At 70.9% G+C, this 20,694-nt stretch carries 20 protein-coding genes; 9 read left to right on the top strand and 11 right to left on the bottom strand.

Features of this window, described 5'->3' with window-relative positions; genetic code table 11:
- Positions 1–203: 203 nt before the first annotated feature.
- The 6 genes from ACFP1K_RS10300 to ACFP1K_RS10325 form a co-directional block, all read right to left on the bottom strand.
- Positions 204–1,232, bottom strand: coding sequence for an ABC transporter permease (locus tag ACFP1K_RS10300; protein ID WP_380749683.1), 1,029 nt, complete (start codon positions 1,230–1,232; stop codon positions 204–206).
- A 148-nt stretch (positions 1,233–1,380) separates the two neighbouring features.
- Positions 1,381–2,877 carry a sugar ABC transporter ATP-binding protein gene (locus tag ACFP1K_RS10305; protein WP_380749686.1) on the bottom strand — a complete coding sequence of 499 codons (1,497 nt, stop codon included), beginning with the start codon at positions 2,875–2,877 and terminating at the stop codon, positions 1,381–1,383.
- On the bottom strand, positions 2,877–3,941 hold the full coding sequence (locus ACFP1K_RS10310; RefSeq protein ID WP_380749689.1) for a sugar ABC transporter substrate-binding protein: 1,065 nt from the start codon (positions 3,939–3,941) through the stop codon (positions 2,877–2,879). Before ACFP1K_RS10310 ends, ACFP1K_RS10305 begins: the two co-directional genes overlap by 1 nt.
- A gap of 64 nt (positions 3,942–4,005) precedes the next feature.
- Positions 4,006–4,758 carry an SDR family NAD(P)-dependent oxidoreductase gene (locus ACFP1K_RS10315; protein ID WP_380749692.1) on the bottom strand — a complete coding sequence of 251 codons (753 nt, stop codon included), beginning with the start codon at positions 4,756–4,758 and terminating at the stop codon, positions 4,006–4,008.
- Positions 4,755–6,059 (bottom strand): L-fuconate dehydratase, encoded by a 1,305-nt coding sequence (locus tag ACFP1K_RS10320; RefSeq protein WP_380749695.1) that lies wholly within the window; start codon positions 6,057–6,059, stop codon positions 4,755–4,757. The genes ACFP1K_RS10315 and ACFP1K_RS10320 overlap by 4 nt, the downstream gene beginning before the upstream one ends.
- Positions 6,056–6,922, bottom strand: a complete 867-nt coding sequence (locus tag ACFP1K_RS10325; protein WP_380749698.1) for a fumarylacetoacetate hydrolase family protein — start codon at positions 6,920–6,922, stop codon at positions 6,056–6,058. Before ACFP1K_RS10325 ends, ACFP1K_RS10320 begins: the two co-directional genes overlap by 4 nt.
- A gap of 254 nt (positions 6,923–7,176) precedes the next feature.
- Here ACFP1K_RS10325 and ACFP1K_RS10330 point away from each other — a divergent pair, with 254 nt between their 5' ends.
- From ACFP1K_RS10330 to ACFP1K_RS10340, 3 genes are all read left to right on the top strand, one after another.
- Positions 7,177–8,379 (top strand): cytochrome P450, encoded by a 1,203-nt coding sequence (locus tag ACFP1K_RS10330; protein WP_380749701.1) that lies wholly within the window; start codon positions 7,177–7,179, stop codon positions 8,377–8,379.
- Between the two features lie 108 nt (positions 8,380–8,487).
- Entirely contained in the window at positions 8,488–9,177 is a 690-nt protein-coding gene (locus ACFP1K_RS10335) for a maleylpyruvate isomerase family mycothiol-dependent enzyme (protein ID WP_380749704.1), read from the top strand.
- A 56-nt stretch (positions 9,178–9,233) separates the two neighbouring features.
- On the top strand, positions 9,234–10,037 hold the full coding sequence (locus ACFP1K_RS10340) for an SAM-dependent methyltransferase (RefSeq protein ID WP_380749707.1): 804 nt from the start codon (positions 9,234–9,236) through the stop codon (positions 10,035–10,037).
- 34 nt (positions 10,038–10,071) lie between these two features.
- Here ACFP1K_RS10340 and ACFP1K_RS10345 read toward each other — a convergent pair whose 3' ends face one another.
- The gene (locus ACFP1K_RS10345) at positions 10,072–11,097 is read right to left on the bottom strand and encodes a GDP-mannose 4,6-dehydratase (RefSeq protein ID WP_380749710.1); all 1,026 of its coding nucleotides are present in this window, start codon (positions 11,095–11,097) and stop codon (positions 10,072–10,074) included.
- A gap of 322 nt (positions 11,098–11,419) precedes the next feature.
- Between ACFP1K_RS10345 and ACFP1K_RS10350 the strand changes: the two genes are divergently transcribed.
- From ACFP1K_RS10350 to ACFP1K_RS10360, 3 genes are read left to right on the top strand one after another with little or no spacing between them, the layout of a single operon-like run.
- On the top strand, positions 11,420–12,709 hold the full coding sequence (locus tag ACFP1K_RS10350) for a glycosyltransferase family 4 protein (RefSeq protein WP_380749713.1): 1,290 nt from the start codon (positions 11,420–11,422) through the stop codon (positions 12,707–12,709).
- A complete protein-coding gene (locus tag ACFP1K_RS10355) occupies positions 12,710–13,423 on the top strand; it encodes a class I SAM-dependent methyltransferase (protein WP_380749716.1) in 714 nt (237 codons plus the stop codon).
- On the top strand, positions 13,420–14,511 hold the full coding sequence (locus ACFP1K_RS10360; RefSeq protein WP_380749719.1) for a prenyltransferase: 1,092 nt from the start codon (positions 13,420–13,422) through the stop codon (positions 14,509–14,511). The genes ACFP1K_RS10355 and ACFP1K_RS10360 overlap by 4 nt, the downstream gene beginning before the upstream one ends.
- 16 nt (positions 14,512–14,527) lie before the next feature.
- Here the strand turns inward: ACFP1K_RS10360 and ACFP1K_RS10365 are convergent, their stop codons facing one another.
- Positions 14,528–15,166 carry a class I SAM-dependent methyltransferase gene (locus ACFP1K_RS10365; RefSeq protein ID WP_380749722.1) on the bottom strand — a complete coding sequence of 213 codons (639 nt, stop codon included), beginning with the start codon at positions 15,164–15,166 and terminating at the stop codon, positions 14,528–14,530.
- Between the two features lie 147 nt (positions 15,167–15,313).
- Between ACFP1K_RS10365 and ACFP1K_RS10370 the strand changes: the two genes are divergently transcribed.
- Genes ACFP1K_RS10370 through ACFP1K_RS10380 form a run of 3 tightly spaced genes read left to right on the top strand, consistent with a single transcriptional unit; the run spans position 15,314 to position 17,131 of the window.
- On the top strand, positions 15,314–15,790 hold the full coding sequence (locus tag ACFP1K_RS10370) for a pyridoxamine 5'-phosphate oxidase family protein (protein ID WP_380749725.1): 477 nt from the start codon (positions 15,314–15,316) through the stop codon (positions 15,788–15,790).
- 37 nt (positions 15,791–15,827) lie between these two features.
- Complete coding sequence (locus tag ACFP1K_RS10375; protein ID WP_358549913.1) at positions 15,828–16,022, top strand: ferredoxin; 195 nt, start codon at positions 15,828–15,830, stop codon at positions 16,020–16,022.
- A gap of 23 nt (positions 16,023–16,045) precedes the next feature.
- Positions 16,046–17,131, top strand: coding sequence for an alcohol dehydrogenase catalytic domain-containing protein (locus tag ACFP1K_RS10380; protein ID WP_380749732.1), 1,086 nt, complete (start codon positions 16,046–16,048; stop codon positions 17,129–17,131).
- 116 nt (positions 17,132–17,247) lie between these two features.
- Here the strand turns inward: ACFP1K_RS10380 and ACFP1K_RS10385 are convergent, their stop codons facing one another.
- Genes ACFP1K_RS10385 through ACFP1K_RS10395 form a run of 3 tightly spaced genes read right to left on the bottom strand, consistent with a single transcriptional unit; the run spans position 17,248 to position 20,546 of the window.
- A complete protein-coding gene (locus ACFP1K_RS10385) occupies positions 17,248–18,255 on the bottom strand; it encodes a sugar phosphate isomerase/epimerase family protein (RefSeq protein WP_380749735.1) in 1,008 nt (335 codons plus the stop codon).
- Positions 18,256–18,292: 37 nt separating this feature from the next.
- A complete protein-coding gene (locus ACFP1K_RS10390; RefSeq protein ID WP_380749984.1) occupies positions 18,293–19,435 on the bottom strand; it encodes a Gfo/Idh/MocA family protein in 1,143 nt (380 codons plus the stop codon).
- 49 nt (positions 19,436–19,484) lie between these two features.
- Positions 19,485–20,546 carry a substrate-binding domain-containing protein gene (locus ACFP1K_RS10395; protein WP_380749742.1) on the bottom strand — a complete coding sequence of 354 codons (1,062 nt, stop codon included), beginning with the start codon at positions 20,544–20,546 and terminating at the stop codon, positions 19,485–19,487.
- Positions 20,547–20,694 lie beyond the last annotated feature (148 nt).

Below are 20,694 nucleotides of genomic sequence, written 5' to 3' on the forward strand. Positions count from 1 at the left end.
GTCATCGAGACGCATGGTTCCCACCCCGGCCGCCGTATGACGGCGCCGGATTCGCCGTAGCCGGTACCCGCCGTCGCGGCGCCGGAAAAGTGCAGTCCGAGGGAGGCGGACGATGACGGCGCGATGGTAGCGGCGCGGCGATGACGAGGCGGCGTTGACGGTGCGGTGGTGACCGTGTGGTGTGGGGGATGGGGTGGGCATGGTCAGTCTTGGGCTTGGCCGGTGGTCAGGCGGGCGAGCATCAGGGCTATGAGGATGATGGCGCCGTAGATGGCCTGGATCCATTGGGCGGAGACGCCGGCCAGGGTGAGGATGTTGTTGATCAAGCCTAGGACCAGGACGCCGCAGAGGGCGCCGAACAGTGTGCCCTTGCCGCCGTCCAGGCTTACGCCGCCGATCACGGCGGCGGCGAAGACGGTGAAGATCATGCCGTTGCCCTGGGCGGCGGCGACCGAGCCCAGGCGGCCGGTCATCAGGAGGCCGGCGAGGGCGGCCAGGAGGCTGCCGATGATGAAGACGGTCCACAGGACGCGGTCGGTGCGGACGCCCGCGGCGCGGGCGGCGTCGACGTTGCCGCCGATGGCGTAGATGGATCGGCCGTGGCGGAAGTAGCCGAGGACGACGATTCCGGCGATGTACGCGACGGCGCAGATCCAGATGGAAGCGGGGAGGCCGAGCCACCGCGCGTTGCCGAGGTAGAGGAAGGACTCGGGGAGGGCGAAGAGGTTCTGGCCGCCGGTGAAGCCGATCTGGAGGCCGCGCAGCACGATGAGCATGCCGAGCGTGACGATGAAGGCCGACAGCTTGAACCGCAGGATCAGCAGGCCGTTGAAGGCGCCGATCAGCATGCCGATCACCAGGCACAGCGGGATGGCGAGGACGGCGGGCCATTCGGTGCCGAGCCCGGCGGACGCGGCGGGGATGACCAGGCCGACGGCCAGCGCGGGGGCGAGGCCGACGGTCGACTCCAGGGAGAGGTCGAACTTCCCGGCGATCAGGATGAGGGCCTCGGCGAGCACGAGCAGGGACAGCTCGGTCTGCTGCTGGAGCACGTTGGTGAGGTTGTCGACGCTGAGGAACGCCGGCTCGATGAGGGCGCCCACCACGATGAGCAGCACGATCGCCGGGACCAGCGCGAGGTCGCGGAACCGGGCGAGCCGGACGGCACCGCCGCCGGTCCGTGTCCGCTGGGGGCCCGGGGAGCCGGGAGTGGTCACGGTGGTCTGAGTCATCGTTCGCCGGTGCCTTCCAGAACCGTCGGGGTGAGCACCCGCGGATATCCTTGTCGATCTTCTGACGGCGTGGTGCCCGCGGGGAAGGTCCCGCGGCGGCCGCCCGGTGCGAACGGCCGTGTCGTCGCCTGGCGGCGGGCTGGTCCGATCATTGTCCGCCGACGCCTTCCATGACGGCGACGAGGTCGGCGTCCGTCCAGCCGCGCGGGACCTCCTTGACGACGCGGCCGTGGAACATCACCAGGACGCGGTCGCAGATGCGCAGGTCGTCGAGCTCGTCGGAGACGAGGACGGTCCCGGCGCCGCGTTCGGTGGCGGCCTCGACGGCGCCGAGGAGGGCCTGCTTGGCGCGGACGTCGACCCCGGCGGTGGGGTTGATGACGACCAGGGCGGTGGGGTCGTCGGCGAGGGCCCTGGCCATGACGACCTTCTGGGCGTTGCCGCCGGAGAGGTCCTTCACGGGCTGGGACGGGCCCGTGGTCTTGATGTCCAGCTGCGTGATCATCCGTTCGGCGGCGGCTCGGCGCAGGCGCGGGGACACCGCGCCGAAGCGGCCGAGCCTGCGGGCGATCGGCAGGGTGGCGTTCTCCTCGACGGACAGCAGCGGGACGAAGCCCTCCTTGTGCCGGTCCTGCGGCACGAAGCCGAGCCCGGCGCGCAGGGCCGCCGCGACGTCACCGGGGCGGGGCCGGACGCCGTTGACCGTGACGGTGCCGCTGTCGGCGGCGTGCAGCCCGACCAGGGTCTCGGCGAGGCCCACCTTGCCGCTGCTGCCGGACCCGGCGAGGCCGACGATCTCCCCGGCCCGCACGGTGAGGTCGACGTCGCGGTACCGCTCCCCCAGCGTCAGCTTCTCGGCGCTGAGCACGACGTTCCCGCCCGCGGGCGCGGTGCGGCCGGAAAGGTACGCCGAGGCGTCCTCGCCGGTCATCGCGGCGACCAGCTCGTCGTGCGGCAGGTCGTCCACGGGCCGGGTGAGGACGTGCCGGGCGTCGCGGAACACGGTGACGGACTGGCAGACGCGGTACACCTCCTCCAGGTGGTGGGAGATGAACATCATCGTCACCCCCTGCTCGCGCAGGGCCCGCATCCGGGTGAACAGCCGCTCGATGGCGGGGCCGTCGAGCTGCGCGGTCGGTTCGTCCAGGATGATGAACCGCGCGCCGAACGACAGCGCCCGCGCGATCTCCAGCAGCTGCCGCTGCTCCACGTTCAGGTCCCCGGCGAGGCGCCCGGCGTCGACGTCCACGCCGTACTGGTCGAGCAGCTCGCGGGCCCGGGACCGCAGGGACCGCCAGTTGATGGGCCCGCTCCCGGCCTGGCGGTTGAGGAAGAGGTTCTCCGCGACGGTGAGCGCCGGGATGATCGTGGACTTCTGGTAGACGCACGCGACGGTGCGCCGCCAGCCGTCCCGGTCGGCCACGGACGGCGCGGGGCGCCCACCGAACAGCACCTCGCCCCCGTCGGGGCGTTGCAGGCCGGTGAGGATGGACACGAGTGTGGACTTGCCGGCGCCGTTCCGCCCGACCAGGGCGTGGGTCTCCCCTTCGGCGATGACGATGCCGGCGTCGTCGAGCGCCGTCGTGGGCCCGAAGCGCTTGGTGACGCTCCGGGCCTCGACGGCCGGTACGGCGGATGGGGACATCACTTGACCTGGTTACCCCAGAGCTGCGGGTCGTCCACGTTCTCCTTGGTGACCAGCGGCGCGGGCAACTGGTCCTCAAGGCGCCCGCCGCCGACGTCCACGATGGTGCTGTCGTGGTCGGTCGGGCCGGCGGTGAACTTCTTGCCCTCCAGCGCGGCCTTGGCGTACGTGAGGGCCCACTTGGCGTACAGGTCGGCGGGCTGGGACACGGTGGCGTCGATCTGCCCGTCCCTGATGGCCTGGAACTCCTGCGGGATGCCGTCGTTGGAGACGATGAAGATGTGCTTGGGGTCGGTCGGCGGCACCAGCAGGTTCTTGGACTTCAGCACCTGCAGGGTGGGCGCCAGGAACACGCCGCCGGCCTGCATGTAGATGCCGTTGATGTCGGGGTGCTGGGTGAGCCGGGTCTGCAGCGCGGCGGCGGCCTTGGTGCCCTCCCACTCGGTGGGCTCCTCGAACACCTGGATGCCGGGGTAGTTGGTCTTCATGCAGCCGGCGAACGCCTCGGAGCGGTCGCGGCCGTTGACCGAGGACAGCGAGCCCTGGAACTCGATGACCTTGCCCTTGCCCTTGAGCTGGTCGCCGAGGAACTTGCACGCCTTCTCGCCGTAGGCGCGGTTGTCGGCGCGGACCACCATGTACGTCGGGCCCTTGTCGGGCCGCGTGTCGACGGTGACGACCGGGATGTTCTTGGCCGCCAGCTGGTCCAGGGTGGTGGCGATGGCCCCGGTGTCCTGCGGCGCCATGACGACGGCCTTGGCCCCCTGGCTGACCAGGGCCTGGGTGTTGGACACCAGCTTGGCCACGTCGTTCTGGGAGTTGGTGGGGGGCATCAGGTCGATGCCGAGCTCACCGGCGAGCTGGGGCACGTACTTGTTGTACGAGTTCCAGAAGTCGGAGTCGGCACGGGGGAAGTCCACACCGACCTTCCCGCCGCCCGCCGCGGCGGCCGGGGCCGACGCCGAGGACGACGGTTCGGCGGTGGTGCCGCCGCCGCAGGCGGACAGCGTAAGGGTGGTGAGAGCGAACAGGGCCACGCAGGTGGCCGAGGATTGTCTTTTCAACTTGGCGCCTCGTTTCGACGGCGGGTGGGGGGACTCCGGGGCGCCGCTCGGGCGGCGACCGGCACTACCTTCGGTCATCGGGCCGGGGGCGAAGGCCCTGCATGCCCCCGTCGACGGCGAGCACGGTTCCGGTGGTACCGCCGGCGAGGGGGCTCGCCAGGTACGCGATGGCGGCGGCGACCTCCTCGGCGGTGACCAGGCGGCCCATGGGCTGGCGGCGTTCCAGCGCGCGGCGTTCGGCCTCGGCGTCCGGCGCGGCGTCGAGCAGCCGCCGCACCCAGGGGGTGTCGGCGGTGCCCGGCGTGACGCAGTTGACGCGGATGCCCTCGCGCAGGTGGTCGGCCGCCATGGCCAGGGTCAGCGACAGGATGGCCCCCTTGGACGCGCTGTACAGCGCGCGGTCGGGCAGGCCGGCGGTGGCCGCGATGGAGCAGGTGTTGACGACGGCGGCGTGCCCGGAGCGGCGCAGGTACGGCAGCGCGGCCCGGGTCGCCCGGACGGTGCCGAGCAGGTTGACGTCGAGGACGTGGAACCACTCCTCGTCGGGGTTGCCCTCGACGGTGCCCGCCGCGCCGATGCCGGCGTTGTTGACCAGGATGTCCAGGCCGCCGAGCCGCTCGGCCGCCGCGGTGACGGCGGCGCGCACCGCGGCGTCGTCGGTGACGTCGGCCTTGACGCCGAGGAACGGCTCCCCCGGCGGGTCGAGGTCCAGGCAGGCCACCTTGGCGCCGCGCTCGGCCAGCAGCGTGGCCGTGGCGAGGCCGATGCCGGACCCGCCGCCGGTGACCAGGGCGGCGAGGCCGCCGAACTCGCTCATGTCGTGCTCCCGTCGCCGTTCCAGGCGGGGCCGCCGGGGAAGGCGTACTCCGCCAGGGCCTCGGGCAGCAGCGCGGCGCTGAAGCCGGGCGCGGCGGGCGCCTGGTAGTGGCCGTTCCTGATGACCACCGGGTCGACGAAGTGCTCGTGCAGGTGGCCGACGTACTCGATGATCCGGTCGTCCGTGCTGCCGCTGACCGCCACGTAGTCGAACATCGCGAGGTGCTGCACCAGCTCGCACAGCCCGACCCCGCCGGCGTGCGGGCACACCGGCACGCCGAACTTGGCGGCGAGCAGCAGGATCGCGATGTTCTCGTTCACCCCGCCGACCCGGGCCGCGTCGAGCTGGACGACCGACAACGAACCGGCCTGCAGCATCTGCTTGAACACCACGCGGTTCTGCACGTGCTCGCCGGTCGCCACCTTGATCGGCGCCAGGGCGCGCGCGATGGTGGCGTGCCCGAGGACGTCGTCGGGGCTGGTCGGCTCCTCCACCCAGTACGGGTCGAACTCGCGCAGCGCGTTGACCCAGCTGATGGCCGAGCCGACGTCCCAGCGCTGGTTGGCGTCGATGGCGATGCGGAAGCCGGGGCCGCAGACCTCGCGGGCGATGCGCAGGCGGCGCCTGTCGTCCTCCAGGTCGGCGCCGACCTTCAGCTTGATCTGGGTGAAGCCGTCGTCGATGGCCTCTTTGCACAGGCGGCGCAGCTTGTCGTCGTCGTATCCGAGCCAGCCGGGCGAGGTGGTGTACGCGGGGTAGCCGTCGGCGGTGAGCCGGGCGATCCGCTCGGCACGCCCGGGCTCGGCGCGGCGCAGGATGTCCAGTGCCTCGCCGGGGGTGAGGGCGTCGCTGAGGTAGCGGAAGTCGACCAGCGAGACGATCTCCTCGGGCTCCATCTCGCCGAGCAGCCGCCACAGGGGCTTGCCTTCGAGCTTGGCCTTGAGGTCCCACAGCGCGTTGACGACCGCGGAGATCGCCATGTGCATGACGCCCTTCTCCGGGCCGAGCCAGCGCAGCTGGGAGTCGTGCGCCATCTCCTTGTACAGCGCGCCGAGGTCGTCCGGCCGCCGCCCGACGACGAACCGCTCCAGCGTGCGGATCGCGGCGGTCTGCACGTCGTTGCCGCGGCCGATGGTGAACGCGAACCCGTGGCCCTCGGCGCCCCCGGCGCAGCGCAGCACGACGTACGCGGCGGAGTAGTCGGGGTCGGGGTTCATGGCGTCGGACCCGTCGAGGTAACGGGAGGTGGGGAAGCGCACGTCGTGCGTCTCCATGGCGACGATGAGCGTGGCGTCGGTCATGCCTGTCCCACGATCTGCCGCTGGGCGCCGAGCCCCTCGATCTCCAGTTCCATGACGTCGCCCTCCCGGAGGTAGGGCCCGCCGGTGCCGAGCGCGACCCCGGCCGGCGTGCCGGTGTTGACCACGTCGCCGGGGTCGAGCACCATGAACCGGCTCAGGTACCGGACGATCTCCGCCACCGGGAAGATCATGTCCTTGGTGGTGCCGTACTGCCGCACGGTGCCGTTCACCGAGAGCCGCAGGCCGAGGTTCTGCGGGTCGGGCACCTCGTCGGCGGTCACCAGCCAGGGGCCGAGCGGGTTGAAGGTCTCGCACGACTTGCCCTTGTCCCACTGGCCGCCCCGTTCGAGCTGGAACTCCCGCTCGGAGACGTCGTTGGAGACGGCGTACCCGGCGACGCAGGCCAGCGCGTCCTCGTCGGTGTCCAGGTAGCGGGCGGTGGCGCCGATGACGACGGCGAGCTCGACCTCCCAGTCGGTCTTCACGCTGCCACGCGGCACCAGCACCTCGTCGTCCGGCCCCACCACGGTGTTGGATGCCTTCATGAACACGATCGGCTCGGCGGGCAGGGCCGCACCGGTCTCGGCGGCGTGGTCGCGGTAGTTGAGGCCGATGCAGACGATCTTTCCGGGCCGGGCGATCGGGGCGCCGATCCGCGCCGCGCCGGTCTCGTCGGGGCGCAGGAGCGGCAGCTCGTCGCGGTGGAGCGCCTCGCGGACGCGGGCCGTCCCGCCGCCGGCCAGGAAGGCGCCGTCCAGGTCCGCGCCGGGGCCGAGCAGGCCTCGCAGGTCACGCGGCCGTCCGTCGCCGTCCAGCACGGCGGGACGTTCCTGTCCTGGTGGTCCGACTCGCAGTAGCTTCACGCAACTTCCCCTACATTCATCGGATGTCTTGAGAGCAAAGACTACGCAGCGAGCTGTTGCAGTCAAGCGTGTCCCGGTATCAGTCCGACATACATCCGATCCTTCGACGCCGCGCCGGATACGCTTTAAAGTCGGCGCATCACCCGGCGCATCCGGCCCCCCGCCCCCGGCTTGACCACCCCCCGCGCCCGTAATAGAACACGTTTCAGTAACGTGTGTCCTTCAAGAGCTCGACTTGACCTCCAGGTGGCCTCATGGAAATCGACCTCGTCGACCAGGACTACTACGCGCTACACGGCGCCCCGCACGGCCAGTTCGAATGGCTGCGTGCCAACCATCCGGTCTTCTGGCACGAGAAAGGCGCGGAGGAGGGCTGGCCGGGGTTCTGGGCGGTCACCCGGCACGAGGACGTGGTCCACGTGTCCCGCCACTCCGAGCTGTTCTCCTCCAGCAGGAAGCTCGCGCTGTTCGACGAGATGCCCGAAGAGCAGGTCATGCTGCAGCGGATGATGATGCTCAACCAGGACCCGCCCGAGCACACCCGGCGGCGCTCCCTGGTGAACCGCGGCTTCACCCCGCGCCAGATCGGGCTGCTCGAAGAACATATAAGGGAGATCTGCCACAACCTGGTGGACGACGCCCGCGCCAAGGGCGACGTCGACTTCGTCACCGACGTGGCCGCGCCGCTCCCCCTGTACGTGATCTGCGAGCTGCTCGGCGCCCCGGTCGAGGACCGCAACAAGATCTTCGAGTGGTCCAACCGCATGATCGGCGCGCAGGACCCCGACTACGCCAGCAACCCCGACGACGGCCAGAACGCGGCGTTCGAGGTCTACGCGTACGCCAACGCGCTCGCCGAGCAGCGCCGCGTGAACCCCCAGCCGGACATCGTCACCAAGCTGCTCCAGCCGGACGAGAACGGCGAGACGCTCAGCGTCGAGGAATTCGACCTGTTCATCCTCCTGCTGGTCGTGGCGGGCAACGAGACCACCCGCAACGCCGCCTCCGGCGGCATGCTCGCCCTGTTCGAGCACCCCGAGCAGTGGGACCGCCTGGTGCGCGACCCGTCGCTGGCCGGCACGGCCGCCGACGAGATCGTCCGCTGGGTCTCCCCGGTCAACCTGTTCCGGCGCACCGCGACGCAGGACACCGTCCTCGGCGGCAGGGAGATCAAGGAGAACGACAAGGTCGTCGTCTTCTACTCCGCGGCCAACCGGGACGAATCGGTCTTCTCCCGGCCCGAGAGCTTCGACATCGGCCGCGACCCCAACCCGCACATCGGCTTCGGCGGCGGGGGTGCCCACTTCTGCCTGGGCAACCACCTGGCCAAGATGGAGCTGCGCGTGCTGTTCGAGGTGGTGGCCGAGCGCATGCCCGGCCTGCGTCCCGTGGGCGACGTCAAGCGGCTGCGCTCCTACTTCATCAACGGCATCAAGTCGATGCCCGTGGAGGTCTGAGCCGCCGCGTCCGCGCCCTCGGGTCGCGCCCGGGGGCGCGGGCCGGTACCGGCATCTATTTGACTGGCGTATATACAGACAAAGGACCGCGTTCGTATAGTCGCCGCCATGAATTTATTGAGCAACCCCCCACGGGGCGCGCAGATCGCCGTGGGCGTCGGCCGCGCCTACGCGGACTTCGCCTCGCTCGCGGAGGGGCTCACCCCGGAGCAGTGGCGGCTGCCCACCCGCTGCGCCGGCTGGCAGGTGCGGGACATCGCGGGCCACATCACCGGCCTCGCCAAGGACATCGCCGACGGCTTCGGCGGCACCCGCACCGGCGACCAGCAGGCCGCCGCGCTCCGCGACCGCGAGCCCGCCGAGCTGGTCAAGCCGCTGCGGCTCGCCGCCGGGTCCATCGTGGACCTCCTCAACGGGCTGGAGGAGCCGTCCTGGCAGAAGCCGGGCCCGGTGCCCGGCCTGACCATCGAGCAGAGCGCGATCCGGCTGTGGCACGACCTGTTCATCCACACCGACGACGTGCGGACGGCGCTCGGGCTGCCGTCCGACCGGGGCCCGGGGCTCGGCGCCTCCCTGGACGACGTGCTCCGGCGGCTGCAGGACGACGGCTTCGGGCCCGCGCGGTTCGTCCTCACCGGGGTGGACGGCGGGGGGCCGCAGGAGATCCGGTTCGGCCGCGCGGGGCCGCGGACCCCGGTGGTCACGATCGACGCGCTCGACTTCCTGATGGTGTCCACCGGGCGGACCGACCCGGCCTCCGTGGGTTTCGGGCGGGAGATCAACATCTATCGCGAGTGACCCTTACGATGGCCGGGACGCGGGTGCCCCCCACCCCGTGACCCGAGGAGACCGCGATGTCCGATCTGCGCCCCGCCCCCGCCGGGGTCGACCCCAACACCCCGAGCGCGGCGCGCATCTACGACTACGCCCTCGGCGGCAAGGACAACTACGAGGCGGACCGCGCGGCGGCGGAGAAGGCCTTCGCGATGGCGCCAGAGATGCCGCTGATGGCCCGGCAGAACCGCGAGTTCCTCGGGCGCGCGGTGCGGTTCCTCGCCGGTGAGGCCGGCATCAGGCAGTTCCTCGACATCGGTTCCGGGCTGCCCACCCAGCAGAACGTCCACCAGGTGGCGGCCGAGGCCGCCGAGGGCACCCGTGTGGTGTACGTCGACTACGACCCGCTGGTGGTGGCGCACGGGGACGCGCTGGTGGCCGACAGCGAGAACGTGACCTTCATCCGGGGCGACCTGCGCCAGATCGGCGACATCCTCTCCCATCCCGACCTACCGCGCCTCATCGACTTCAGTGAGCCGGTCGCCGTCCTGCTGGTCGCGGTGCTCCACTTCGTCCGGGACGAGGAGGGCCCGTACGAGGTCGTCTCCCGGCTGCGCGAGGTGATGGCCCCCGGCAGCTACCTCGCCGTCTCCCACGTCACCCCCGACCCCCACCCGGAGGAGACCGCCGAACTGGTCCAGGTCTCCACCAAGGCCGGCGCCCCCTGGGTCGCCCGCACCCGGGACGAGCTGCTGCGCTTCTTCGGCGACCTCGAGCTCGTCGAGCCCGGCCTCGTCACCGCCCCCGAGTGGCGCCCCGGCATCGCCCGCCCGGTCGACTTCGGCAAGATGTGGGTCCTGTCCGGGGTCGCCCGCAAACCGTGACGGCGCACCGGCCGGCGGGGACGGGAGCGACGGGTTAAGGCCAGGAGGAGTCCTGGTCGGGGTCGGCGCCGCCGGCGAGGAGGCGGGTGTCGGAGTCGACCATCATGGCGATGAGGTCCTCGAAGCCGACCGTCGGTTCCCAGCCGAGCTGGACGCGGGCCTTCTTGGGGTCGGCGCACAGCAGGTCGACCTCGGCGGGGCGGTGGAGGGACTGGTCGATCACCACGTGGCGTTCCCAGTCCAGGCCGGCGGCCTCGAAGGCGGCCAGGACCAGCTCGCGGACCGAGTGGGTGCGGCCGGTGCCGATGACGTAGTCCTCGGGGACCTCGGCCTGGAGCATCAGGCGCATGGCGCGGACGTAGTCGCCGGCGTAGCCCCAGTCGCGGCGGGCGTCGAGGTTGCCGAGGCGCAGGTCGGTGGTGAGGCCCACCTTGATGCGGGCGGCGCCCAGCGTGATCTTGCGGGTGACGAACTCGGCGCCACGCCGGGGGGACTCGTGGTTGAACAGGATGCCGGACACCGCGAACATGCCGTACGACTCGCGGTAGTTCTGGGTGAGGAAGTGCCCGTACGCCTTGGCCACCCCGTACGGCGAGCGCGGGTGGAACGGCGTCAGCTCGTTCTGCGGCGTCTCGCGGACCTGCCCGAACATCTCCGACGACGACGCCTGGTAGAAGCGGATCTGCCCGGAGGCCGTGGCCCGGGAGGAGGTGATCCCCGAGCAGACGCGGATGGCCTCCAGCATGCGCAGCACGCCCATGCCGGTGACCTCGGCGGTCAGCTCGGCCTGCTCCCACGACATCGGCACGAAGGAGATGGCGCCGAGGTTGTAGACCTCGTCGGGCCCGACCCGCTCCACCGCGGAGATGAGGGAGCCCTGGTCGAGCAGGTCGCCCCGGACGAGCTGCACGTCCTGGAGTTGCCTGCGCACCCGCGAGACCCGGGGGTTCGCCTGCCCACGCACCAGGCCCCAGACGTCGTAGCCCTGTTCGAGCAGGTGCTCCGCGAGGTAGGAACCGTCCTGCCCGGTGATGCCGGTGATCAGCGCACGCCTGGCCAACAGGTCCTCCAGTTTCTTCGGGCCCGCGGGGTTAGACGACTACGCCCGAACTTGGACTTTAAGCAGCGAATGTACCGCCACGAGGTCCGTCGAGCGCTATGGGCAACGTGGCGGCATGCGGCCAACCTACCTAGAACTGGTTCTACCGAGCCGCGTTCGGTTAGGCTAACAGCCCAGTTCGCGGGCTGTGCGGAGCAGATGAGGAGCGATTCCCGTCAAAGTAGAGGTCTAGCGCTAGATGGTAGTCTTCGCAGCTAAGATCGGCTTTTGCGGTACATGCCCTGTTTTTGGGCGATCGAGCACCGGCCCGGAAGGGGTGTCCGTGGAGGTTCCGAAGGACGCGCGGCCGCACGGCCCCGCCGGAGACCCGGACAGCCCCCTGAGGGTCGCGCTCCTGTCGTACCGAAGCAAACCCACCTGCGGCGGCCAGGGCGTCTACCTGCGCCACCTCAGCCGCGAGCTGGTCGCCCTCGGGCACAACGTCGAGGTCCTCTCCGGCCAGCCCTATCCCGAGCTGGACGAGGGCGTCGTGCTCACCAAGGTGCCGAGCCTCGACCTGTACCGCGACGAGGACCCCTTCCGCACGCCGGGGCTGAAGGAGTACCGCGACTGGATCGACATGCTCGAGGTCGCCACCATGTGGACGGCCGGTTTCCCCGAGCCGCTCACCTTCAGCCTGCGGGCCCTGCGCGAGCTCAAGAGCCGCCAGGGCGACTTCGACGTGGTGCAGGACAACCAGACCCTCGGCTACGGCCTGCTCGGCATCCAGAAGCTGTTCCCGGTGGTCGGCACCATCCACCACCCGATCAGCGTGGACCGGCGCATCGAGCTGCGCGCCGCCCCGCCGCGCAAGCAGCTGTCCATGCGCCGGTGGTACGGCTTCGTGCGGATGCAGAGCATCGTCGCGCCCCGCCTGAACCCGATCCTCACCGTCAGCGAGTCGAGCCTCGCCGACATCCACCGCGACTTCAACGTGCCGCAGCGCAACATGCGGCTCATCCCCCTCGGCGTGGACACGCGCTTCTTCCACCCCCGCCCGCACCTGCCCAGGCGCAAGGGGTCGATCGTCGCGGTGGCGAGCGCCGACTCCCCCATGAAGGGGGTCGCGACCCTGCTGCGCGCGGTCGCCAAGCTGGCCACCGAGCGCGACGTCAACCTGACCGTGGTCAGCAGGCCCACCCCTGGCGGCCCCACCGAGAAGCTCGTCCAGGAGCTCGCCCTCGGCGACCGGGTGCGCTTCGTGCACGGCATCTCCGACGACGAGCTCGGTGAGCTGATCGCGACGTCCGAGATCTCCGTGGTGCCCTCGCTGTACGAGGGCTTCTCGCTGCCCGCCGTCGAGCACATGGCCTGCGGCACCCCGCTGGTGGCCAGCCGCACCGGCGCGCTGCCCGAGGTGGTCGGCGACGCGGCCGTGCAGGTCGCCCCGGGCGACCCCGAGGAACTGGCCGGCGTGCTGCGCCGCCTGCATGACGCCCCGCAGGAGCGGGAGCGGGTCGGCAAGGCGGGCTACGACCGGGTCATGGAGCGGTTCACCTGGAACGTCGTGGCCAGGCGGACCGTGGAGGCGTACCGCGAGGCCATCCAGGCGAGGGCGAAAGGGGAGCGCTAGGTGCTGACGGTCGACTTCGGGAGGCTGCCGGTCGGACCGGGCCTTCGGGTGCTGGACCTCGGCTGCGGCGGCGGGCGGCACGCGTACGAGGTGCTGCGGCGCGGCGCCGACGTGGTGGCGTTCGACCAGGACGCGGCGGAGCTGCGCAGCGTGTCCATCATGTTCGCCGCGATGGACAAGGCGGGCGAGGTGCCCGCGGGTGCCACCGCGGAGACCGTGACGGGGGACGCGCTCGCCATGCCGTTCCCCGACGCGTCGTTCGACCGGGTGATCGCGGCCGAGGTGCTGGAGCACATCCCGGACGACATGGCGGCGATGCGCGAGATCCACCGCGTGCTCAGGCCGGGCGGCACCGCGGCGATCACCGTGCCGAGCTTCATCCCCGAGCGCATCTGCTGGGCGCTGTCGGAGGCGTACCACACGGCGCCCGGCGGCCACGTGCGGATCTACACCCTCGCCGAGCTGACCGCGAAGCTGAAGGCCACCGGGCTGGAGATCGGCCCGCACCACCACGCCCACGGGCTGCACTCGCCGTACTGGTGGATCAAGTGCGCGGTCGGCGTGAACGACGACGAGCATCCGCTGGCCAAGGCCTACCACCGGCTGCTGGTCTGGGACATCATGAAGCGCCCCGCGGCCACCCGGATCGCCGAGGCCGTGCTGAACCCGCTGATCGGGAAGAGCGTGGTGATCTACGTACGGAAGCCGGCATGACGGCAGGCGAGCGAATCCCCTCCGTGCCGGGGATCATCACCGCCGATCAGGTCGTCGCCACCGGGCGCAGCATCGCCGCGATCCAGGAGGACGACGGCGGCGTGCCCTGGCCCGAGGGCCACGTGGACGCGTGGAACCACGTCGAATGCCTGATGGCCATGTCCGTCGCCGGGCTCACCGCCGAGGCCCGCGCCGGGTACGACTGGCTGGTGCGGTACCAGCGCGCCGACGGTTCCTGGCCGCAGAAGGTCGTGCGCGGCCAGGCCACCGAGCCGGCCGGGGAGAGCAACCACGCCGCGTACCTCGCCGTCGGGGTGTGGCACGAGCTGCTGGTCACCGGGGACGAGGCGTTCGCCCGCCGCATGTGGCCGGTCGTGCGCCGCGCGCTGGACTTCGTGGTCGGGCTGCAGACCGCCCGCGGCGAGATCATCTGGCAGCGCAAGGCCACCGGTGAGCCCGCCGGGTTCGCCCTGCTGACCGGGTGCTCCTCCATCTACCAGGGGCTGCGCTGCGGCGTGCTGCTCGGCGAGCACCTCGGCGAGCGGCAGCCGGACTGGGAGCTGGCCGCCGGTCAGCTCGGCCACGTCATCGCGGCCCACCCCGAGGCGTTCGCCGACAAGAGCCGGTTCTCCATGGACTGGTACTACCCGGTGCTCGGCGGGGCGGTGCGCGGCGCGCAGGCGCGGGCCCGGCTGGCCGAGCGGTGGGACACCTTCGTGGTCCCCGGGCTCGGCGTGCGCTGCGTGTCCGACCAGCCGTGGGTCACCGCCGCGGAGTCCTGCGAGCTGGTGCTGGCGCTGGACGCCCTCGGGGACGCCGAGCGGGCGCACGCCGTGTTCCGCGACCTGCAGCACATGCGGCACGAGGACGGCTCGTACTGGACCGGCTGGCAGTTCGTGAACCGCAACTGGTTCCCCCGCGAGCAGTCGGCCTACACGGCCGCCGCGGTGGTGCTGGCCGCCGACGCACTGTCCGGCGCCACGCCCGCCGCGGCGCTGTTCCGGGACGCGGGCCGGTACACCCAGCCGGTGACCGACCCGGCCACCTGCGGCTGCTCGGCCACGCCGAGCACGCCGAGCCGCACCTGACCCCGCACCCGGCCTCTCAGGCGCCGAGGCGCTCCAGCACGCGCAGGGACCCCTCGACGCGGACCTCCTCGAACGAGCCGGAGGCCAGGGCGCGCTGGTACACGCGGTAGGGCCCCTGACCGCCCTTGGCGGGGTCGGGGTAGATGTCGTGGAAGACCAGCGCGCCGCCGGGCATGACGTGCGGGGACCAGCCCTCGTAGTCCTTGGTGGCGGGCTCCTCGGAGTGGGCGCCGTCGATGAAGAGCATCGCCAGCGGGGTGTTCCAGTAGCGGGCCACGATCTCCGAGCGGCCGACGACCGCGATGACGGTGTCCTCCAGCCCGGCCGCGGCGATGGTGGACCGGAAGAACGGCAGCGAGTCCATCTTGCCGAAGCGAAGGTCCATCAGCGTGGGGTCGTGGTGGGCCCAGCCCGGCTGGATCTCCTCCGAGCCGCGGTGGTGGTCGACGGTGAACACCACCGTGCCGGTCTCGCGGGCCGCGGCGCCGAGGTACACGGCGGACTTGCCGCAGTAGGTGCCGATCTCGCAGATGGGGCCGCGAGTGCCGTAGGCATGGGCGGTCTGGTACAGCGCCAGACCCTCCGGTTTCGGCATGAAGCCCTTGGCTCTCTCGGCCGCGTGCCGCAGGTCGGCCGGCAAGGACGGATCAGTCATGGTTTTCCCCTGAGTACGGCAACGGGGCAGAACACTACCGGTCAACGAACGACCACGGACAACCGTGCCCCCATCAAGATCCGATATGCCCGAACAATATTCCGGCGCACCCTTGCCTCCCCTGGTGGAACGTGTTCTACTTCCTGGGTGAACCAGCGTGCCCGCATCGTGATGAGCGACGACGAGGTGGCGGAGCTCCTCCGGGACTCCCGCAAGCTCCAGCTCGGCACCATCAACCCCGACGGAACGCCGCACATGGTGACGATGTTCTACGGCCTGGTCACCGGCCGCATCGCCTTCTGGACCTACGCCAAGGCCCAGAAGCGGCGGAACATCGAACGCGATCCCCGGGTGAGCTGCCTCATCGAGACGGGTGACGATTACTTCGAGCTGCGCGGCGTCCTGGTGTACGGCACCGCCCGCCTGATCGACGCCCCGGCCGAGGTGCTGGACGTCGGCATGGAGGTCACCAAGCGCATGGCCGGCCTCCCCGAGGACGGCCCGGCCGACGAGCTGCGCGGCTACGTCGAGCACACCGGCCGCAAGCGGGTCGCCTATGTCGTGGAGCCGACACGCGTGGTCTCCTGGGACCATCGCAAGCTGACCGCCCCCGCTTCGGCCTAGTCTCACCTTCATCCCCATCTATGCCAGGAGGGCACCGATGAAGATCAAGGTCGACTACGACGTCTGCGAGGCGAACGCCGTCTGCATGGGCCTCGCCCCCGAGGTCTTCGAAGTGGACGACGACGACAACCTGAACGTGCTGCTCCCCGAGCCACCGCCGGAGATGCTGGACCGCGTGCGCCACGCGGTCCGTTCCTGCCCGAAAGCCGCGCTCTCCCTCGAAGAGGAGTAGCACGCCCCCCTAGGAGGTCCTTCATGCGAGCCGCGCTCCTGCACGCCGTCGGGGATGACAAGCTCGACATCCGCGACGACTTCACCCTCGCCCCCATGGGCCCGACGGACGTCCGTGTGAAGATCAAGGCCACCGGGGTCTGTCACTCGGACCTGTCGGTGATGACCGGCGTGCTGCCCATGCCGCTGCCGGTGGTCCCCGGCCACGAGGGCGCGGGCGAGGTCCTGGAGGTCGGCGAGCACGTCACGTCGCTGGCCCCCGGCGACCACGTCATCATCAACTGGACCCCCGCCTGCGGCGCGTGCGAGCGTTGCGTGGGCGGCCAGCCGTACCTGTGCATGCACTACGTCATGGAGAGCTTCACCCTGGCCCGGTTCCGGTACGGCGGGGAGACCCAGGCGTACGGCATGGTCGGGTGCGGCACCTGGGCCGAAGAGATCATCGTCCCGTGGCAGGGCGCGATCAAGGTCGACCCCGAGGTGCCGTACGAGGTCGCGGCGCTCATCGGCTGCGGCATCACCACGGGGGTCGGCGCGGCCGTCAACACGGCGAAGGTGCGGCCCGGCTCCACCGTCGTGGTGATCGGCTGCGGCGGCGTCGGCCTGTCGGTGATCCAGGGCGCGCGGGTGTCCGGCGCCACGACGATCCTCGCGATCGACCCGCTGGAGTCCAAGCACGCCCTCGCCAAGAAGGTCGGCGCCACCGACGCCTGCACGCCGGACAAGATGATGGAGGCCATCGGCTCGCTCACCGGCGGCCAGGGCTTCGACTACGGCTTCGAGGTGGTCGGCAAGTCCCAGACCATCCTGGCGGCCTGGCAGGCCACCCGCAGGGGCGGCGACGTCGTCGTGGTCGGCGCGGGCGCGATGGACGACATGGTGTCGCTGCCCGCGTTCAACCTGATGTTCGACGGCAAGACGCTGCACAGCTCGCTGTACGGCGACAGCGACGTCCGCCGCGACTTCCCGCTGTTCGCGAGCATGTGGAAGGCGGGCAAGCTCGACCTGGAGAGCATGATCAGCTCCCGGATCCGGCTCGGCGACCTCAACGACGCCGTCGCGGCGCTGCGCGGCGGCGAGGTGCTGCGGCAGGTCGTGGTCTTCGACTGAGAAGCAGAGAAAGCAGAGACCGGCCCGCCGGAGCAGGGCGGGCCGGTCGGTCCGGAACGGGGCCGGCCGGTGAGGGGGGAAGGATCCGGCCGGCCGCCGTTCGGCTCAGGGGGCCGTCACTCCGAGGAGAAGGCCGCGTCGAAGGACGCGGTCGGGGGCGTGATGGCGTTCAGGCCGCGCACGAAGGCGAGGGACTCGGGGGCGCCGGACAGGCGGTCCATCCCGGCGTCCTCCCACTCGATCGAGATGGGGCCGTCGTACCCGATGGAGTTGAGGGCGCGGAAGCAGTCCTCCCAGGGCACGTCGCCCCGGCCGGTGGAGACGAAGTCCCAGCCTCGGCGCATGTCGGCCCACGGCAGGTGCGACGACAGCCGGCCGCGGCGGCCGTCCCCGGTGCGCACCTTGGCGTCCTTGCAGTCCACGTGGTAGATCCGGTCGGCGAAGTCCAGGATGAACCCGGCGGGGTCGAGCTCCTGCCACACCATGTGCGAGGGGTCCCAGTTGAGGCCGAACGCCGGCCGGTTCCCCACGGCCTCCAGGGCCCGCACGGTGGTGTGGTAGTCGTAGGCGATCTCGCTCGGGTGCACCTCGTGCGCGAAGCGCACGCCGACCTCGTCGTACACGTCCAGGATGGGGTTCCACCGGTCGGCGAAGTCCTGGTAGCCCGCCTCGATCATCGAGGGGGAGACCGGCGGGAACATCGCCACGGTGTGCCAGATGGACGAGCCGGTGAATCCCACCACCGTGCTCACACCCAGCTTGGCCGCCGCCCGAGCGGTGTCCTTCATCTCCTCGGCGGCCGCCCGGCGCACCTCCTCGGCGTCACCCGAGCCCCAGATGCGGGACGGCAGGATGCCCTTGTGGCGCTCGTCGATCGGGCTGTCGCACACCGCCTGGCCGACCAGGTGGTTGGAGATCGTCCAGACCTTCAGGCCGTGCTTGTCGAGGATCTCCAGCTTGCGGGGGATGTAGGAGTCGTCGGCCAGGGCCTTGTCGACCTCGAAGTGGTCGCCCCAGCAGGCGATCTCCAGGCCGTCGTAACCCCACTCGCCGGCGAGCCTGCACACCTCCTCGAACGGCAGGTCGGCCCACTGGCCGGTGAACAAGGTGATGGGTCGCGTCATGTCCGCTCCTTCGAAAATGCTGTGATGGCCGCGGCGGTCAGACCGTGGTCCAGCGGCTGTCGTCGGACGCGCTGCGTTCGACCGCGGCCAGCACCCGCTGCACCCGCAGGCCGTCGGCGAAGGACGGCTCGGGGTCGGTGCCCTCGCCGATCGCCTGCACGAAGTCCTTTACCTCGTGCGTGAACGTGTGCTCGTACCCGAGGCCGTGACCGGGCGGCCACCAGGCCCCCGCGTACGGGTGCCCGGCCTCGGTCACGTAGATGCGCCGGAATCCCGCCTCCTCGGCGGGCAGCGTCTGGTCGTGGAACCACAGCTCGTTCATCGACTCGAAGTCGAACGCGAGGCTGCCGAGCGCGCCGTTCACCTCGATGCGCATGGCGTTCTTGCGGCCGGTGGCGAACCGCGTGGCCTCGAACGACGCGACCGCGCCCCCCGACAGCCTGGCGGTGAACAGCGCGGCGTCGTCCACGGTGACCTGACCGGTCGCCCCGCCGCCGCCCGCGGCGCTCAGGCCGGCGGACTCCTCGGCGAGCGGCCGTTCCTTCACGAACGTCTCGGTGATCCCCGAGACCCCGGTCACGAGCTGGCCGGTGATGAACTGCGCGGTGTCCACGATGTGCGAGGCGATGTCGCCGAGGGCCCCGGAGCCCGCCTTGTCCTTCTGCAGCCGCCAGACCAGCGGGAACTGCGGATCGGTGATCCAGTCCTGGAGGTACTGGGCACGGACGTGCCTGATCTCGCCGAGGCGCCCCTCGGCGACCATCCGCCGGGCCAGCGCCACGGCGGGCACCCGGCGGTAGTTGAACGCGACCATGCTGCGCACGCCGCGCGCGGCGGCCCGCTCGGCGGCGGCCACCATGACCTCCGCCTCCTCCACGGTGTTGGCGAGCGGCTTCTCGCACAACACGTGCTTGCCGGCCTCCAGCGCCGCGATGGCGATCTCGGCGTGCGAGTCGCCCGGCGTGCAGATGTCCACGATCTGCACGTCGTCGCGCCTGACGAGCTCCTTCCAGTCGGTCTCCACCGCCGCCCAGCCGAGCTGGGCGGCGGCGGCGGCCGTACGTTCGGCGGACCGTCCGGACAGGACCGCCATGACCGGAGCGACCGGCAGGTCGAAGAACGCGCCGGCGCTGCGCCACGCCTGTGAGTGAACGCGCCCCATGAACGCGTATCCGACCATGCCGACCCCGAGCGCCGGCCTTGATTCAGTCACGAGAAACCCCCGATTGTCAGGATTCGAAGCCCAGCGGAAGGTACTTCTCCGCGTTCTCCTTGGTGATGGTCTCCGACGCCAGCGTGATGGACTGAGGCACCTGGTTCTCCACCAGGTCGCTCATGCCCTTGCCCTGCGCGATGAGGCGGGCCAGCTTGATGGCGGAGGACGCCATGGTGGGGCTGTAGGTCACCGTGGCCTCCAGCACCCCGCTGCCGGCCTGGATGTCGCGCATGGCGTTGGCCGAGCCCGCGCCGCCGACCATGAAGAACTCGTCGCGGCCCGCCTCCTTGATGGCGGCGAGCACGCCGATGCCCTGGTCGTCGTCGTGGTTCCAGATCGCGTCGATCTTCTTGTGCGCCTGGAGCAGGTTGCTGGCCACCTGGGTGCCGGACTCGACGGTGAACTTCGCGTCCTGCTGGGCGGTGACCGTGAAGCCGAAGGTCTTCAGCGCGTCGGCGAAGCCCTTGCTGCGGTCCTGGGTGAGCGGGAGCGTCGCGATGCCCTGGATCTCCAGGATCACCGGGTTGGCGGTGCCCTTCTCCTTGAGCTTGGCGCCGACGTAGTTGCCGGCGGCCACGCCCATGCCGTAGTTGTCGCCGCCGATCCAGGTCCGGTAGGACAGCTTGTCGGGGAAGACACGGTCCAGGTTGATGACCGGGATGCCGGCGTCCATGGCCCGGCGGGCGACCTGGTTGAGCTGCTCGCCGTCGTTGGGCAGCAGCACCAGCGCGCCGACCTTCGCCTGGATGAGCGACTCGACGGCGGAGATCTGCTGGTTGATGTCGTTGGTCGGCTCGACCGGCTTGAACTCGACATCGGTGTACTGCTTGGCCGCGGCCTCGGCGTTCTTGGCGATGGCGGCGATCCAGCCGTGGTCGGCGGCCGGCGCGGAGAAGCCGATGACGACCGTGGTGCCCGGCTTGTCGTTGTCGGTGCCGGCGGCCGGGGCCGCGGGGGCGGCCGAGGCGCTGGGGGCGGCGGCGGGTTCGTTGCTGGTGCAGGCCGTGACGAGCGCCCCTGCTCCGACAACGGCCCCGCTGACGAGGAATCCTCGCCTGCCGACGCGCTTTTCCATGGTGTCTTTCTCCTTTTCCGGGGGTGGGGGGTGCGGAACCCTCAAGGGCGAAATTTCGCTGAATATCCGTTTTAGAGGGGTGATGGGCACAGGCGAGCCCAGGCCACGGGGTCGGCCGCGGCCGCCTGCGGCTTCTGTCCCGGCCCCG

It is taken from the genome of Sphaerisporangium aureirubrum, assembly GCF_042658925.1.
Taxonomy (GTDB): Bacteria; Actinomycetota; Actinomycetes; order Streptosporangiales; family Streptosporangiaceae; genus Sphaerisporangium; species Sphaerisporangium aureirubrum.